General features: G+C 44.9%; 12 protein-coding genes. 6 read left to right on the forward strand and 6 right to left on the reverse strand.

The genetic code is table 11. The features are described 5' to 3' along the window. Positions 1-30: 30 nt before the first annotated feature. Together B7360_RS14680 and hrpA are read right to left on the reverse strand one after the other, a co-directional pair. Positions 31-510, reverse strand: a complete 480-nt coding sequence (locus tag B7360_RS14680; RefSeq protein WP_005394221.1) for an outer membrane beta-barrel protein — start codon at positions 508-510, stop codon at positions 31-33. A 182-nt stretch (positions 511-692) separates the two neighbouring features. Further along, the gene (hrpA, locus tag B7360_RS14685; protein ID WP_173670001.1) at positions 693-4,679 is read right to left on the reverse strand and encodes an ATP-dependent RNA helicase HrpA; all 3,987 of its coding nucleotides are present in this window, start codon (positions 4,677-4,679) and stop codon (positions 693-695) included. Between the two features lie 185 nt (positions 4,680-4,864). Here hrpA and B7360_RS14690 point away from each other — a divergent pair, with 185 nt between their 5' ends. Further along, the gene (locus B7360_RS14690; protein ID WP_085343853.1) at positions 4,865-5,449 is read left to right on the forward strand and encodes an FMN-dependent NADH-azoreductase; all 585 of its coding nucleotides are present in this window, start codon (positions 4,865-4,867) and stop codon (positions 5,447-5,449) included. A gap of 79 nt (positions 5,450-5,528) precedes the next feature. Here the strand turns inward: B7360_RS14690 and B7360_RS14695 are convergent, their stop codons facing one another. Both B7360_RS14695 and B7360_RS14700 read right to left on the reverse strand, forming a co-directional pair. Beyond that, on the reverse strand, positions 5,529-5,948 hold the full coding sequence (locus B7360_RS14695) for a hypothetical protein (protein ID WP_225480717.1): 420 nt from the start codon (positions 5,946-5,948) through the stop codon (positions 5,529-5,531). A 62-nt stretch (positions 5,949-6,010) separates the two neighbouring features. Then, positions 6,011-7,315 (reverse strand): MipA/OmpV family protein, encoded by a 1,305-nt coding sequence (locus B7360_RS14700; protein ID WP_085343854.1) that lies wholly within the window; start codon positions 7,313-7,315, stop codon positions 6,011-6,013. Between the two features lie 236 nt (positions 7,316-7,551). Here B7360_RS14700 and B7360_RS14705 point away from each other — a divergent pair, with 236 nt between their 5' ends. The 3 genes from B7360_RS14705 (at position 7,552) to B7360_RS14715 (ending at position 10,483) form a co-directional block, all read left to right on the forward strand. Next, positions 7,552-7,902 (forward strand): hypothetical protein, encoded by a 351-nt coding sequence (locus B7360_RS14705; protein ID WP_005377676.1) that lies wholly within the window; start codon positions 7,552-7,554, stop codon positions 7,900-7,902. A 9-nt stretch (positions 7,903-7,911) separates the two neighbouring features. Further along, complete coding sequence (locus B7360_RS14710; RefSeq protein WP_085343855.1) at positions 7,912-9,852, forward strand: alkaline phosphatase D family protein; 1,941 nt, start codon at positions 7,912-7,914, stop codon at positions 9,850-9,852. Between the two features lie 190 nt (positions 9,853-10,042). Further along, positions 10,043-10,483: a TerB family tellurite resistance protein gene (locus B7360_RS14715; RefSeq protein WP_085343856.1), complete on the forward strand. Its 441-nt coding sequence runs from the start codon at positions 10,043-10,045 to the stop codon at positions 10,481-10,483. Positions 10,484-10,735: 252 nt separating this feature from the next. On the opposite strand, the gene B7360_RS14720 is transcribed toward B7360_RS14715, so the two are convergent. Together B7360_RS14720 and B7360_RS14725 are read right to left on the reverse strand one after the other, a co-directional pair. Continuing rightward, entirely contained in the window at positions 10,736-11,266 is a 531-nt protein-coding gene (locus B7360_RS14720; protein ID WP_005394213.1) for a 3'-5' exonuclease, read from the reverse strand. A gap of 83 nt (positions 11,267-11,349) precedes the next feature. Beyond that, complete coding sequence (locus B7360_RS14725) at positions 11,350-12,891, reverse strand: sensor domain-containing diguanylate cyclase (protein ID WP_085343857.1); 1,542 nt, start codon at positions 12,889-12,891, stop codon at positions 11,350-11,352. 289 nt (positions 12,892-13,180) lie between these two features. Between B7360_RS14725 and B7360_RS14730 the strand changes: the two genes are divergently transcribed. Then, entirely contained in the window at positions 13,181-13,813 is a 633-nt protein-coding gene (locus B7360_RS14730; protein ID WP_085343858.1) for a DUF2760 domain-containing protein, read from the forward strand. Continuing rightward, positions 13,813-15,768, forward strand: a complete 1,956-nt coding sequence (locus tag B7360_RS14735) for an Hsp70 family protein (protein ID WP_085343859.1) — start codon at positions 13,813-13,815, stop codon at positions 15,766-15,768. Before B7360_RS14730 ends, B7360_RS14735 begins: the two co-directional genes overlap by 1 nt. Position 15,769 lies beyond the last annotated feature (1 nt).

A 15,769-nucleotide genomic window follows, 5' to 3' on the forward strand; every position in this document is an offset into this window, starting at 1 on the left:
TTTTCATATGGGTGTTAGAAAGCTAGACGCTTATAGGAAATGCAGTGTTGCGTTAACAGAGAACGTGCCGATATCGTCTTTACCCGCCGTGTAGTTCATGTAGCTAGCACCAACAGACATCGGACCAAAAATGAAGTACTCAGCACCTACACCGTACATTAGATCCAAATCGTCATCGTCTTTGCCGCCTTTCACTTCTTTGTCCCACTGGTGGAAGCCACCTTTTGCATACACATGCAGTGGACCAAAGTCGATGCTTGGCTTAAGTGCTGCGTAGTAAGACGTTAGCTTAGTGTCTTGACCATTTACGTTAAATTCACCGTGTTGCGTCACACCTGCTTCAATACCAATGATAGGTAGGATGCCTGTACCAACGTGAACAGAGTATGATGTATCCGTCTCACCTTTGTAGTCAGACTGACCTACTGTTGCACCACCGTAAATCCAAGAATCTGCCATTGCCGCAGAAGATGCGCCAAGTAGCGCCACTGCTAATAGAGTTTTTTTCATCATCTACCTTTACTCTTTATTATTCCCACGTCTGCATAACTCAGTCGTTGGTACTACAAATAAAGGGAGGCGAACCATTGCCTCCCAGAACTAAAAAATTACGCTTATTGAGTTACTAGCAATTAGTGTACCAGTAACCTCATACGCGATAATTACAAATCTGACGCTATTTTACTGGTTGATTAGCAAGCATCAATCGCGTTTTTGACTCGTTTATCAGAAACAGGATAAGGAGTGCCTAATTGTTGAGCAAAGTAACTCACGCGAAGCTCTTCAATCATCCAACGCACTTCCTTTACGTTTTCAGGAATGGCCACACCTTTCGGGATCTTGTTCAGCAACTCTTTATAGTCTTGAGTCACAGATTCAATCTTCAGCATATGTAAACGATCTTTGTTTGGATCGATTGGCAACTTCTCCATACGACGCTCTATCGCACGCATGTAGCGAAGAATATCCGGCAAGCGTTTCCAGCCACATTCCGTCGCAAAACCTTTGAAGATCAAGCCTTCAATTTGTGCTTTGATATCCGACAGAGCAAACGCCATTGTGAAGTCGATTTTGCCTTTTAGCTTCTTATTGATGCTGAACGCCGTTGTCAGAATAGTCTCAACCTGTTGAGCGATCTCTACAACGGTATCACCCAGTTCAGCACGAACGTGTTCTTTCAACGCTTCGAACTTCTCTGGCTCCCAAACTAAGCCACCCTGCTCTTCGATAAGCTTATCGACACCACAGGCGATACAGTCATCGATCAGATCAAGCACTTTGCCGTAAGGGTTAAAGTACAAACCCAACTTCGATTTGTTCGGTAAGTTAGCGTGCAAATATTTAATTGGAGACGGCACATTCAACAAAATCAAACGACGCTGACCAGCACGCATTGCCGTTATCTGCTCGTACTCCGTTTCGTAGAGTTTGATTTCAACGCTGTCTTTGCTATCAACAAGTGCTGGATACGCTTTTACATCGTAGCCACCACGTTTTTGTTGATACACTTTTGGCAATTCACCGAAGCTCCACGTATGCAGACCTTGCTGTTCAATATCGTCATCCGCCACTTTGGAAAGCGTTTCTTGAACTTTGTCTTTCAAGCTCTCTTTCAATTCGTGAAGGTCTTTATGTTCCTTCAGTTTACGATTTCGATGATCAACCGCTCGGAACGTGACTTTCAAGTGCTCAGGCACTTGTTCCAAGTTCCAGTCTTCACGCAATACTTCTACACCCGTCATGCGGCGCAGTTCTTTTTCTAGCGAGTCTAGCAGCGGTGCTTCCATTGCTGTTACGCGTGCTAAGAATGCATCGGCATAGTTTGGCGCAGGTACAAAGTTCTTACGAATCGTCTTCGGCAGCGATTTAATCAAACTAACAATAAGCTCATGACGCAAACCCGGGATCTGCCAGTCAAAGCCCGCTGGTTCAACTTGGTTTAAAATCGGCAACGGCAAATGCACTGTGACACCGTCACTATCATCGCCTGGTTCAAATTGGTAACTCAACTTGAGCTTCAAACCATTTTGATGCCAGAAGTTCGGGTAATCCAAGTCGGTGACATGACTAGCGTCGCCCTTGAACAGCATCTCTTTTTCAAAGTTCAGCAGTTCAGGATCTTCTTTCGATGCTTTTTTCCACCACGTATCGAAATGTTTACCAGACACCACTTCGGTACCAACACGTTGGTCATAGAAATCAAACAGCTCATCATCATCCACCAAGATGTCACGACGACGAGATTTGTGTTCAAGCTCTTCCACTTCTTGCAGAAGCTTACGGTTTTGCTTAAAGAACGCGTGTTTGGTTTCCCACTCACCTTCAACCAATGCACTACGAATAAAGATTTCGCGGCTAACGGTCGGATCGATACTGCCGTAGTTGACCAAACGCTTCGGTACGATTGGTACGCCGTAAAGCATGACTTTTTCGTGCGCCATCACCGCCGCGCGTTTCTTCGACCAATGCGGTTCACTGTAACTGCGCTTGATAAGATGTTTGGCTAATGGCTCAATCCACTCCGGCTGAATCTTGGCAATGATGCGACCCCAAAGTTTCGAGGTTTCCACCAACTCGGCTGACATTATCCACTTAGGTTGTTTCTTAAATAGACCCGATGCAGGGAAGATATGGAAACGAGCGTTGCGCGCGCCTTGATATTCATTCTTTTCTTGGTCTTTCATACCGATGTGCGACAACAAACCAACCAAGATCGCACTGTGTACACCATGGTAAGAAGCAGGCTCATCGTTAAGTTTGAATTCCATTTCACGCATCGACTGGTGAATTTGGAAGTACACATCTTGCCACTCACGCACGCGCAAGTAGTTCAAATAGTCTTGCTTACATTGCTTGCGGAACTGGTTGCTAGACAACGCTTTTTGCTGCTTTTGGATGTATTCCCACAAATTCACAAACGTCAGGAAGTCCGACTCTTCATGGAAGAAACGACGGTGCTTATCATCTGATGATTGTTGTTTGTCTGAAGGACGCTCGCGTGGATCTTGAATCGACAAGGCTGCTGCAATGATCATCACTTCTTTAAGCGCACCATATTTTGGCGCTTCCAAAACCATACGCGCCAAGCGTGGGTCGATTGGCAAACGAGCTAATTGGCGACCGATGGAAGTCAGGCGTTTTTTCGGGTCTTTTACCTCAGAATTAATCGCGCCAAGCTCTTCCAGCAAACGAACACCATCTTGGATGTTACGTTTGTCCGGCGCTTCCACAAATGGGAAGGCTTGAATGTCGCCCAAGCCAAGAGCGGTCATCTGTAAGATAACCGATGCTAGGTTGGTACGCAGGATCTCGGGATCGGTAAACTCTGGGCGCGACTCAAAATCTTCCTCTGAGTACAGACGGATACAGATACCCTCTTCCACACGACCACAACGACCTTTACGTTGGTTCGCACTCGCCTGAGAAACTGGCTCGATTGGAAGACGCTGAACCTTAGTTCGGTAACTGTAGCGGCTAATGCGCGCCGTGCCCGGGTCGATAACATACTTGATGCCCGGAACGGTTAGCGAGGTTTCTGCCACGTTGGTTGCCAGTACAATTCGGCGACCAGTATGAGGTTGGAAAATCTTGTTCTGCTCGCCAGCCGACAAACGCGCATAAAGCGGCACAATTTCGGTGCTCTTCAGATTGCGTTTAGACAATGCATCTGCGGTATCACGAATTTCACGCTCACCGTTCATGAAGATCAGGATGTCACCTAAACCTTCATCGCACAATTCGTCTACCGCTTCGAAGATGCCTTCAAGTTGGTCACGATCATTGTCGTCATCACCGCTTAATGGACGGTAACGAGTTTCTACTGGGTAAGTACGACCTGACACTTCAATAATTGGTGCATTGTTGAAGTGTTTTGAGAAGCGCTCTGGGTCAATGGTTGCCGACGTGATGATCACTTTCAAATCAGGACGACGTGGTAGCAACTCTTTCAAGTAACCCAAGATGAAATCGATGTTAAGGCTGCGCTCGTGCGCTTCATCGATAATAATGGTGTCGTATTGATTCAAGAAACGGTCGTGCTGAATCTCAGCCAGCAAGATACCATCTGTCATCAATTTGATTTGGGTATTTTCAGAGATCTGATCGTTGAATCGAACCTTGTAACCAACAAACTCACCAAGCTTGGTTTCCATCTCTTCAGCAATACGGTTCGCAACCGAGCGCGCCGCAAGACGACGAGGCTGAGTATGACCAATCAGGCCGAACTTACCGCGACCAAGTTCTGCACAGATCTTTGGCAACTGAGTGGTTTTACCTGAACCGGTTTCACCCGCGACGATAACCACTTGGTTTTCTTCGATCGCTTTAGCGATGTCGTCACGCTTTTGGCTGACGGGCAGAATTTCTGGGTATTCAATCGTTGGTTTGTAGTTGCTGCGTTGTTCCGCAACCATCATCGATTTAGCAATGTCGAGTGCAATTTCATCAAACACAGCATTACGTGCTGCGTCTTTCTTAATTTTGCTCGCACCAGAAATGCGTTTACTTAAACGGAAGCGGTCACGCATCATGCACTGGCTTAACGCTTTACGTAGAGACGCCGCGCTATTCACTTGAGCCTGAGGTGCTTTATCTTGTTTCGCTGTCGCCTTTTGCACACCATTTGACGGTGTCGCTTGCTCTTCAGCGGGATTCTTTTTTGGGGGCTGTGACGAAGTCAAAGCGTTTCCTATTCTTTTCATTACAAAAACTGCGCGGATTGTATCACACAAGATCTGCAACAAGATAACCGAAACCACATTCAAATTTTTCGAACATGTTCAGCGAATCCCTATACTTTTTAACCAACGTGCCTCGCTTATAATGGCTCCCATAGTCAAAAGCACTTATTTAAGGAATAACCATTATGTCTCGTGTACTAGCTCTAAAATCAAGCATCCTTGGCGATTACTCTCAATCAAACAAACTGGTTGAAGACTTCATCAAAAATGTAGACCAAGACAAGCTAACTGTTCGTGATTTGGCTGCAAAACCATTACCAGTTTTGGACTTCGCCGTTGCCACTGCACTTCGCGCAACGGAAGATCTTTCACAAGAACAACAAGAGGTTGTCGAACTGTCGGATACCCTTATTGAAGAAGTAAAAGCCGCAGACACTTTGGTTATTGCCGCACCAATGTATAACTTTACGATTCCGACTCAGCTTAAAAACTGGATTGATTTGATTGCTCGCGCTGGCGTGACATTCAAATACACAGAAAACGGCGTTCAAGGCTTGATCGAAGGTAAGAAAGCGATTGTCATCACGACTCGCGGTGGTATCCATAAAGATTCACCAACAGACAACGTCACACCATACCTGCGTACCGTGCTAGGTTTCGTTGGTATAACTGATGTGGAATTTGTTTATGCGGAAGCGCTAAACATGGGTGAAGATTTCGCTGCGAAAGGCATTTCTGAAGCGCAGAGCCAACTTGCAGCGATAGCGTAAATTGGCCTAAGTTCAAGAACAAGTAGAATACAAATAACAAGGGATTGGTTCGCGCCAATCCCTTGTCGATCAAAATACCCTAATCGTGTTTAGAAGTTATCTTATTTCTCCCAGAGCGATTCACTTTCTCTAAGTTGTGTAGCGCTTCGTGATAGAGCTTTTCCAAAGACTGCTCAGCTTCGTTTATCATATTCTCAATCATCGCATCAAACGCGACATCACTCGGAATTTCGAGATCGTCTCCAACGTCAACCTCAAGAGAATTGACGTACAACACTAACCATTCATCACTCTCTAAATGTCCTTCCCCGTGGACGACAAAAAAGCGCTTGGCAAATTCATCGTTGGTACAGTTTATCGCCTCAATTTGAATATTGAATGAGGAGTCGATACTCATGGTGCTCATGCCATCCGATTCATCAGATGCATCACAAACAGCCTTAACTTTGGCACGATACACGAAGGTTCGCGTTGAAAGCAGCATTGTATTATTCATCATTACTCATAATGGGCGATAAAGAAGTCAGTTGCAAATCCGACCTATATGCATCTTACGATGCTCTAAAACTCGAACTGGAAGTAAATTGTATTGTAGTTGCTTCCGCCTTTAATGCGCCCAAACTGGGACGCACTTTCGAAAATTGCTGAGCGGTGATGCAATGAATAACCCACCCACATATTTTCCCAGTTTTTTTGGTTGAATAAGTCACCTATATTTACATCAAACGAGAAGTCTAAGTAGTTCAGTAGCTTACTTGGTGTATAACCCTTGTCTTCCATTTCGGTTCCTTCGATGTAGGTAATGTTGTCGACGTATGACATACCTTCCGCAACACCAAATCGCCAAGTCGTTGGCCAATTAACGGTATAATAAGCCTTAATCGCCATCACGTATTCTGTGCTCGCGGACTGTACACTGGACGACCAGTGATGAACCAAACCTGGCGTTAAATAAATATCAAGAGGAAAACCAAACAACTCGTCCGTTAGCGGGTGCCCATAAAATAATGAAGTAAGTTGATTGTCGTATGGGTCTTTTTCTCTCTCAAAGCTAAATATTTCACCAATATTTGAAGGCGTCGCCCAACCATGCGCGATACGTAGGTATGGTTTATTGCTCAGTGCTGATTTCGGAGCTTTGCCTTTATCGTTGAAAAAGCCAAAACCGACAAACACTTCACCTTGATATCGGTCCTCTACAAGCTGGCTGTTGTAGGCATTATCATCTAAGCGAGTGACACTCGTCTCCCCCAATAAATACAAGTTGGAAGTCACATGATAACGCGCTTTGATGCCGAGGTTGGCGTCAAGTCCTGCTCCAATTCTTTCCCCAGTAACATCTTTAAACGCATAATATTCACTGTTGAAGTCAGCGTCTTTGTATCGAATCGTGATAGATGGCTCTAACTCCCAATCACCAAACGCATAATTAGCGGCAAGGCGATAATTAGAGTGAAACTGGAGTTCATCGTCCGTCATTAGTTCTACTTCCGCGCGCCAGTTGTCGTTAATGCTATAACGAACTTGACCACCAAAGTCGACTCTGTCCCCTTCATTGGCATTTTGTAGCGACATGGGAATATCAACAAATCTCAATCGCATGATCGCACTCGCGCGCCAGTCAGAATCACTCTCGTCATACAGAAAAACGCCGCCTTCAATGCCATTAATATACAAATGCTCGTTTTCAAAGAACATCATTGGTACAAATGTACTCACCGTCGAGTCATTATCGGCGGTATAAAACGGGATCGATGCGGTGCGATACATCGCTGCAATTCCCCACGTTTGCTCTTCTACACCATACGCAGAAGAAGCCATCGCAGCTAAAGGCAAAGTGAGTGTTGTTAGAATTAATCTCTTCATGAGTTCGAAAAATGTTGGTTGAGAAGCAGGCAAACATCAATGATTTGCCATTTAAAGCTTATGTTCTTCTGATGATAGCCGTTACAATGACAAATGTTGTCATCCTCGTGACAGTTTGAGTCCCAAGATTATATTAACATAGCACGACTAGATGAGCTTATTTGTGAATATTTTACTATCGTAACAAGCTCTTAAAACTCTAGCTTAGTTCTAAATCAAACATAATGAAGTAAAAAGTGAAAGCATCAGAACTCATCTCTACCTTGAATCATTTACCCGCAGACACGGACCCAGACATTGTGATGGGAGAAGCATGGCTGCCTGAAAGGTTGATAGGGACTCAACTTGATGGGGACATGTTATTTTTGCACTTTGATAATGCTCCAGAAGATGGTCAGGGAGACGAGGAGGGACGCGGCTTCGTCGAGCACGAAATAGATCTAATCAGAACGCGGCTTCAGCAAATTTTGGATGAAGACAGTGATAACGCGTCAAAAGCCGATGCGATGCTTGGTTTGTTCCTTATGGGACATGAACTTAGTAGCTCGCAAGTTATCGAAATATTAGAAGAAGAAGCTGACACATAAGGAGCCGTTTTGCCAGCATTGATGAACACGACTGAAATTTCTTCACTTCCTCTTGTCGTTGCAGGTCCGATCCTACGTAAAGTGACCGCAACTGAAATCAATATTTGGCTAGTCACCACCCAACGCTTGGAGGGTATGGTGCAAATTACGGATGAAAATGCCTCCATCCTTTATCAAGCCCCTTTAAGTGAACAAAAAGAACAGCTTCAAATCGGCCTCAATGCGTGGTGTTGCTTACTTAAATTAGAAGGCGAGTTTCCAACCCATCAAGCGTTACGCTATCAAATAAAAACGCAATATGGCTTAGTGACGGAACTGCTCCCTCACCTGACTTATGAACGAGATAACTGTCCAAATTTGGGCGTTGAGTTCCTAATCAGCGAAAAAGCAGATTATGTTCTGCATGGCTCGTGCCGGAATCCCCACCACTTCAGTAAAGATACATTGGTCGCTGCGGATCATAAAATCGCATCTCAATCCATTGAAGAAAGACCGGATATGCTCATCATGAGTGGTGATCAAATCTATGCAGACCATGTTGCAGGCCCTACTCTGGACGCCATCGAACAAGTCATTGCCCTACTCGGTTTACCGGGCGAAGAATTCAAGCAAGCGCCGATAAAAAATACCAATGCCCTCTACCAGCACTCAGCTTGTTATTATGGTCGGGACAAATTGTTGCCTCATTATGTGAATGATGGCAGTTTACTGAGTACGTTTTTCCCGCGCAGAGGGACGCCAATATTCAGCGCCAAAGAGTGTGAAAACCATCTAATAAGCTTTGCCGAATGCTTTGCAATGTACTTATTGGTTTGGTCTCCGACCTTATGGAAGCTTATTCGGACAGATCGCTTATTAGAAAATGAGTTTACTGTCGGCGGAGCAACTCTCGACCCCAAATGGCAACAGCAATGGCGAGAAGAAAAAGCTCAAATAGATAAATTCGTCTCAGGTCTAGATAATGTTCAACGCCTACTTGCTCACATTCCAACCTACATGATCTTTGATGATCACGATGTCACCGACGATTGGAACCTTACCATAGGCTGGGAACAAGCCGCGTACAGCAACGCCTTTGCAAAACGTATTATAGGCAACAGCCTGATTGCCTACTGGCTCTGCCAAGGGTGGGGAAACGCGCCAGAAAAATTCAATGATGAGTTTATGAGTATCGCTCAACGCTTTTTCAACGAGCGTTCCTCACAAACTCAAGATGCATTTATTCAATATTTGTATCGCTTTGAGAATTGGCATTACACCATTCCGACGACGCCAAAAGTTGTCGTGCTAGATACGCGAACCAGACGCTGGCGTTCTGAGTCTAAAATGAACAAGCCCTCTGGGTTAATGGACTGGGAAGCAATGATTGAGTTCCACCAAGAACTTGTTCATCAAGACAAAGTTATCATTGTTTCTGCCGCGCCGATGTTCGGAGTGAAATTTATCGAAGCACTGCAGCGAGTAGTAACGATGCTTGGTAAACCATTAATGGTCGATGCTGAAAACTGGATGGCGCACCCCGGAAGTGCGAATACGCTTATTAGTATTTTTACACATACTAAGACGCCGACCAATTTCGTTATTCTCTCTGGCGACGTGCACTACTCTTTTGCATACGACATTAAACTTCGCTACCGAAAAAATAGTCCGAATATCTATCAAATCACCTGTAGCGGGATTAAAAATCAGTTCCCAACCCAATTGCTCAATATTTGTGATGGTCTAGATAGGCTTCTATATAGCCCTCGTTCGCCTTTAAACTGGTTCACAAAACGTAAGCGGCTAAAGATCTACAAACGCGCACCAAGTTCGCACAATTTTTATCGCTTAGTTAACCACAGCGCCATTGGTGAGCTGCGTCTTGATGACGAAGGAAAGCCGAGCCAAATTAGCATTCTAACGAGCGATGGCGAAGAGGTACATTTTCCACCAACTCGTGCAGAAGGCTAAATCTCGCTCCCAAAATGACTTGCCCTTTCTTGAAGACAAGTCATTTTTGACTGAACTAAAAAGTACGAGGGATTTGGGTAGATGAGCAAAGCTCTTGACTGTCAACGGCGTGCTAAATTTGATACCACACCTTGAGATCTACCGTATTTATGACCATGTTAACCAAATAAACAATAGCTCGGTGTTCAATATGTTTAACTCTCTTACCTCATTATTTAAACAGCTCATTGAAGGCTCTGATTTAAGTCAAACCAACACACTCTCTCCGAATATGGCTATCGCGTGCTTGCTGTGTGAAGTATCTGGCGCAGACCATAACGTCGATGATAAAGAGCAAAAAACAAAGCGTTCATTATTGATGAAGCTTCTGTCATTAAATGAAGAAGAATCAAATGCTTTGTTAGAGCAAGCGCAACAGAAAATAAAAGACTCCGCGTCTCTGTACGATTTTACTTCTCAACTGAGAGAATTGACTCAAGAAACACGCTACAACTTAATCAAAAGCATGTGGGAAGTGGCGTATGCCGATGGCGAAATTGATCCACTAGAAGATGCAGTGATCCGCAAAACAGCAGAACTACTCTACGTTGATCACAGTGAGTTCATTCGAGCAAAGTTGCAATCTCAGTAAGGAAACAAGGTAAACATGTAAGTCGCGCAAGCTATTTCAAGTCTACCGTGAAATGATGGCGAAGATTGAGTTCTATAGCCATAAAAAAACGCGTATTACGCGCGTTTTTTCGATAAGCCAACGACATTGTTATTAAAATACTGGTCAAGATATGAATGTGTTTGACGAGCTCTACACTAAACAGATTCCATGACAAAACAACAATGGTTGAATGACGATTTGATTACAAGTTTGCCTATCTATAGCGGACTATTAAAGCATAGTCAGAGCAAGCTTCGCTAAATTGTACGCATCCACATAACCAGAATGTTGGCGCCCTTCCCAATCAATGCCTTTTGCTTCTTGAGCGGCTCGGTGACCAATACGCTTATCCTTAAGACGATTTTGAATGCGATAAAGCGTTGCTAAGTTGATGAACTCCGTAAACGGTGCTTCAATACCTTTTTGCTTACACTCTTCAAGCAGGATGAGGTCATCTCGGCCCCATGATGCATAAATCTTGTTTCGACCACCAAAGTTCTTAACCATGGATTTAAGCACTTCTTCTAATGGGCGCCCTTGTTTTTCAATTTTACGCGGCGTAATACCTGTTAGCTCGGCACAAAACAGCGAAACTTCATCATGTTCAGGTTTTACGTAGTATTGAGCTCGCTTGACTATCTCGCCTCTAGACAAATCTATTTCAGCCAACCCAACTTCGATAATTTCACCCGTGCTGCCGACACCATTTTCGTTCCAGCAACACATTTCTAAATCGAAGCATACAATACGGTTATGGTTCATAGCTTGTCTTGATTCCTAACATAAAATTTTAAAGCGTGCGATTCTACCGTAACACGGTGTAAAACTCGAATTTGCACGCCCATTTAATCGCCAATCGACACATTATTACGACCGTTTTTTTTACTCAAATAAAGTTGATTATCCATTTTGTGATACAAGCTTTCAGGATCTTCATCTTTATGGACAGCCGCGCCGATACTTAACGTGCAAATGATTGAAGCATCACCATAGTCAAAAGCCGTACTTGCCACGATGCTCCGCAACTTTTCCAAATAAGCTTCCAGTGCTTCTTTATCAATGACTTTAGAAATAATACAGAACTCATCACCACCAGCACGATAAAATCGGTCTCCAGGTTTTAGATTCGCACTGACTAGCTTAGTCACATGCTGCAATGCTTCATCTCCCCCTAAATGACCGTGCTTGTCATTGATAATTTTGAAGTGGTCGATATCAAAACCAACCAATGCGAAGCTAACACCTTTGTTTATCTGGCTAAGCAAATGATCGTTAAACGCTCGGCGATTGAGTAACTGAGTTAGAGGGTCACGCTCAGCCATCCTTTTTAATTCGACGGTTTTAAGCTCTAACATGACCGCCAAGCGCTCTTTTTCTCGCGACTGTAAATTCACAATCCAACTAATCAAAAAGGCGATTACCAACCCGGCTAATGTCGTGCCCGCTAAAATAGAACGCTCCCAAGCAGAGACGGCATCAGAAAGTTTAAAATCAATCCGCCACTCACGATTAGGCAGCTGAATGGTACGGCTTATAACCGTTCCTCGAATGTTATCCCAGTTTGAACTTTGGAAGAGAACGGGGTCATCTGCTGCGTCAAAGCCTAAATCTTCTACGCGCACCGACATATCTAGCTCAGTCGCGGTTTTCGTGATCAAATCCTCAAAGTAAACCGTACTTCGAATCACCCCTGTCACTACACCTAATAAATGTTTGTTCTCGAAGTCAAACACTGGATGGAACACTAGCAGCCCAGTTTTAGGAATGGACTTGTCATACCCATCTTGCAGTAAGCGAACTTTATCCGAGACATTTGCTCGCCCATTTGTGGATATATCATCCAAGATGAGATCGAAGCGTTTACGTGAAAAATAGAAACCTAATAGAGAAAGGTTTTCTGGTGTTCTTGGATAAATATCCGATGCGATAAAAATTGGCTCTTTGTGTTCAAAAATGTACCCGTAGGTTTTGGGGCCATCTTTAGGAACGGTAAACGGTTGGAAATCAGGAAATGTTTGACGGGTCTTTAAAATATGCTCATCAAGGTCTTCGAATTCGACCTTTTGCATCCATTGAAGTCCGATTAGACTTCGCGAGCTATTGATTACTTGTTCCGCATACATTGGGAACGAAGACCAATAGGTGCGTTCAATCGAATGAAAAAAGTTTGCACCTGCACCAATGAACTTTAAATCATTTTCGACGTTCGCTTTCAGTGATTCTGCTTGTCGGTCAGCTAAAGTATCAAACGTCGTCTGCGTATACCGTTGCTGCATCGTATAAGCAGCACCGACCACACCAGCAGTGACACACAACGTCGCTGCAAAAGCTAGAATAGAGTCTGAATGTCGTTTGATAACGCTCTTGTGAGCGGTGCTTTGTGTCATATCGTAATTTTGATACTTCCGTAAGTTAAACTTCGGGATCTATTGAAATACTGCGTTAGCAACGCACAAACATCAAGCAACAACCTATGCTGGGCAGTCCGATCGTCGATTTTTCACGCTGTTCGTACGGTATAGTCACGAATTATTACAGCCTTAAGCCTTGAATATGCTACCATCCGTCATCATTTTAATGTCTAAACTTGGTGCAAGATCGCAAAGACGATCGTTTTAGTGAACACATATGAGCCAATACTGAGCACCAATAATCAATAGAAAGAGAAAAAACGTCATGAACATTGATTTGAACCTAATTCCTCAAACGTTCGATATGCTTCACGCTGGCCTAACCGCATCGAGCGTTTTGCTTCTTTTAGTCGCGGTCTCTCGCAAATCAAAAGTGGTTGAGAAAGTCATAGAAAAACCGGTCGAGAAAATCGTCGAAGTTGAGAAGCCAGTTGAGAAGATCGTCGAAGTAGAAAAAGTCGTTGAAGTTGAGAAGGTCGTAGAAAAAGTCGTTGAAGTTGAATCGAAACTCGCAACAGCTTCTACTGATTCTGCAATGCAGCTACTTTCTATCATGCAGCAAGAAGCTCGTCTGATCGACTTCCTACAAGAAGACCTAACTTCGTTCTCTGATGAAGAAGTAGGCGCTGCGGCTCGTGTTATTCACACTGGCGGTCAAAAAGTATTGAACGATTACGTGACACTTGCGCACGTTCGTAACGAAGAAGAAGAAACTCGTATTACGGTTGAAGAAGGCTTCAACCCACAAGAAATCCGCCTAACTGGTAACGTGACAGGCAGCGCGCCGTTCCACGGCACGTTAGTTCACAAAGGTTGGAAGGCAACGTCTATGAACCTGCCTAAACTGGCTGAAAACTACGATGCATCTGTGATTGCTCCAGCCGAGGTTGAGCTGTAATGGAACACATGAACCAAGAAAACCATTCTCAAGAAGCGTCTGTTGAAACTCAACAGACGCCTAAATTCAGTGTTGGTATCGACTTAGGTACAACACACTGTGTCATGTCTTTTGTTGATACGCACGACGAAGACGCTCGCGTAGAAGTAATGCCTATCCCGCAGCTGACTGCGCCGGGTACGGTAGAGACTCGTAGCCAATTAGGCTCTTTCCTATACCAACCACACGAACACGAAATGAACCCGCAATCACGCGTTCTTCCGTGGTCGAGTGAGCCAAAAGCTCTGGTTGGTGCTATCGCGCGTAACCTAGGTTCAAAAACACCAATTCGTTTAGTTGCTAGTGCAAAATCTTGGCTTTGCCACGCTGGTGTGAATCGTCGTGATGCATTCCTGCCAGCAGGTAGCCCAGAAGAAGTGGAAAAAGTATCCCCTCTTCGCGCGACAGAGCTATACCTTGAGCACCTAAAAGATGCTTGGAATCACGCAAACCCAAATCACAACATTGCTGATCAAGACGTTACCATTACGGTTCCAGCTTCTTTCGATCCTGCGGCTCGTGACCTTACAGCCGAAGCTGCACGCAACGTTGGTTTTGTGCACCTAACGCTTCTAGAAGAGCCACAAGCAGCACTTTACAACTGGATTGATAACAGCAACGACAAATGGCGCGACGAAGTTGAAGTTGGCGACATCGTGCTTGTGGTCGATATCGGGGGTGGTACAACTGACCTTTCTTTGGTTGAAGTAACTGAAGACGACGGCAACCTAACTTTGAACCGCATCGCGGTAGGTGAACACATCCTACTTGGCGGTGACAACATGGACCTTGCACTTGCGTACCGCTTGAAGATGAAGCTAGCGCAAGAAGGCAAAGAGCTACAGCCGTGGCAAGTTCAGGCGATGACGCACGCATGTCGTGACGCGAAAGAAGCGCTATTGAACGACAGCGAACTTCAGTCAGTACCAATCGTGGTGCCAAGCCGTGGTTCTAAACTGCTTGGCGCAACTCTGAAAACAGAACTGACTCAAGAAGAAGTACAACAAACACTGGTTGACGGCTTCTTCCCTCAAGTTGCGATTACTGATCACCCTGTTCAACGTAACCGTGGTGCACTAACGCAAATGGGTCTGCCGTACGCACAAGATGCGGGTATTACTCGCCACATTGCAGCATTCTTGTCTAAGCAAGCACACGCGCAAAGCGACGGTGAATCAGCGCAAGCTCAAGATTTCAACCCATTTGCAAACATGCCAGGTATGCCTGGCGCGGATGCAGCGCAATCGGCTGACTTCATCAAGCCAACTGCAATCCTATTCAACGGCGGTGTTCTGAAATCGAAACTTCTAGCAACTCGTCTAGAAGACACGATCAACGAATGGCTACTAGAAGCAGATGCTGAAATGGCGAAACGCCTAACAGGTGTGGATCTAGACCTTGCAGTTGCTAGCGGTGCGGCTTACTACGGCTCTGTGCGTCGTGGTCAAGGCGTTCGTATCCGCGGCGGTATTGCTTCGGCGTACTACGTGGGTATCGAAAGTGCGATGCCTGCGATTCCGGGCATGGCGCCTCCAATGGAAGCACTGTGTGTAGCACCATTTGGTATGGAAGAAGGCTCAAGCGTTGACGTACCAAGCCAAGAGTTTGGTTTGATCATCGGCCAGCCAGTTAACTTCCAATTCTTCGGCTCAACCGTTCGTCGTGATGACCTAGCAGGTACTCACCTAGACTACTGGGCACCAGAAGAGCTTGAAGAGCTTCCAGAAATTCAAGTAACGCTGCCTGTATCTGAAGGTCGTCGTGAAGGTGAAGTGGTTCCAGTTACCCTAGCTTCTCGTGTCACAGAGCTTGGTACGCTTTACTTAGAAGCCATTGCCGCTGATAACGGGCAAAAATGGCATGTTGAGTTCGATGTGCGCGAAGACGCGAAAAGTGACTCAAACGAAGAACAATAAT

The organism is Vibrio sp. ArtGut-C1, from assembly GCF_002105475.1.
Classification (GTDB): domain Bacteria; phylum Pseudomonadota; class Gammaproteobacteria; order Enterobacterales; family Vibrionaceae; genus Vibrio; species Vibrio diabolicus.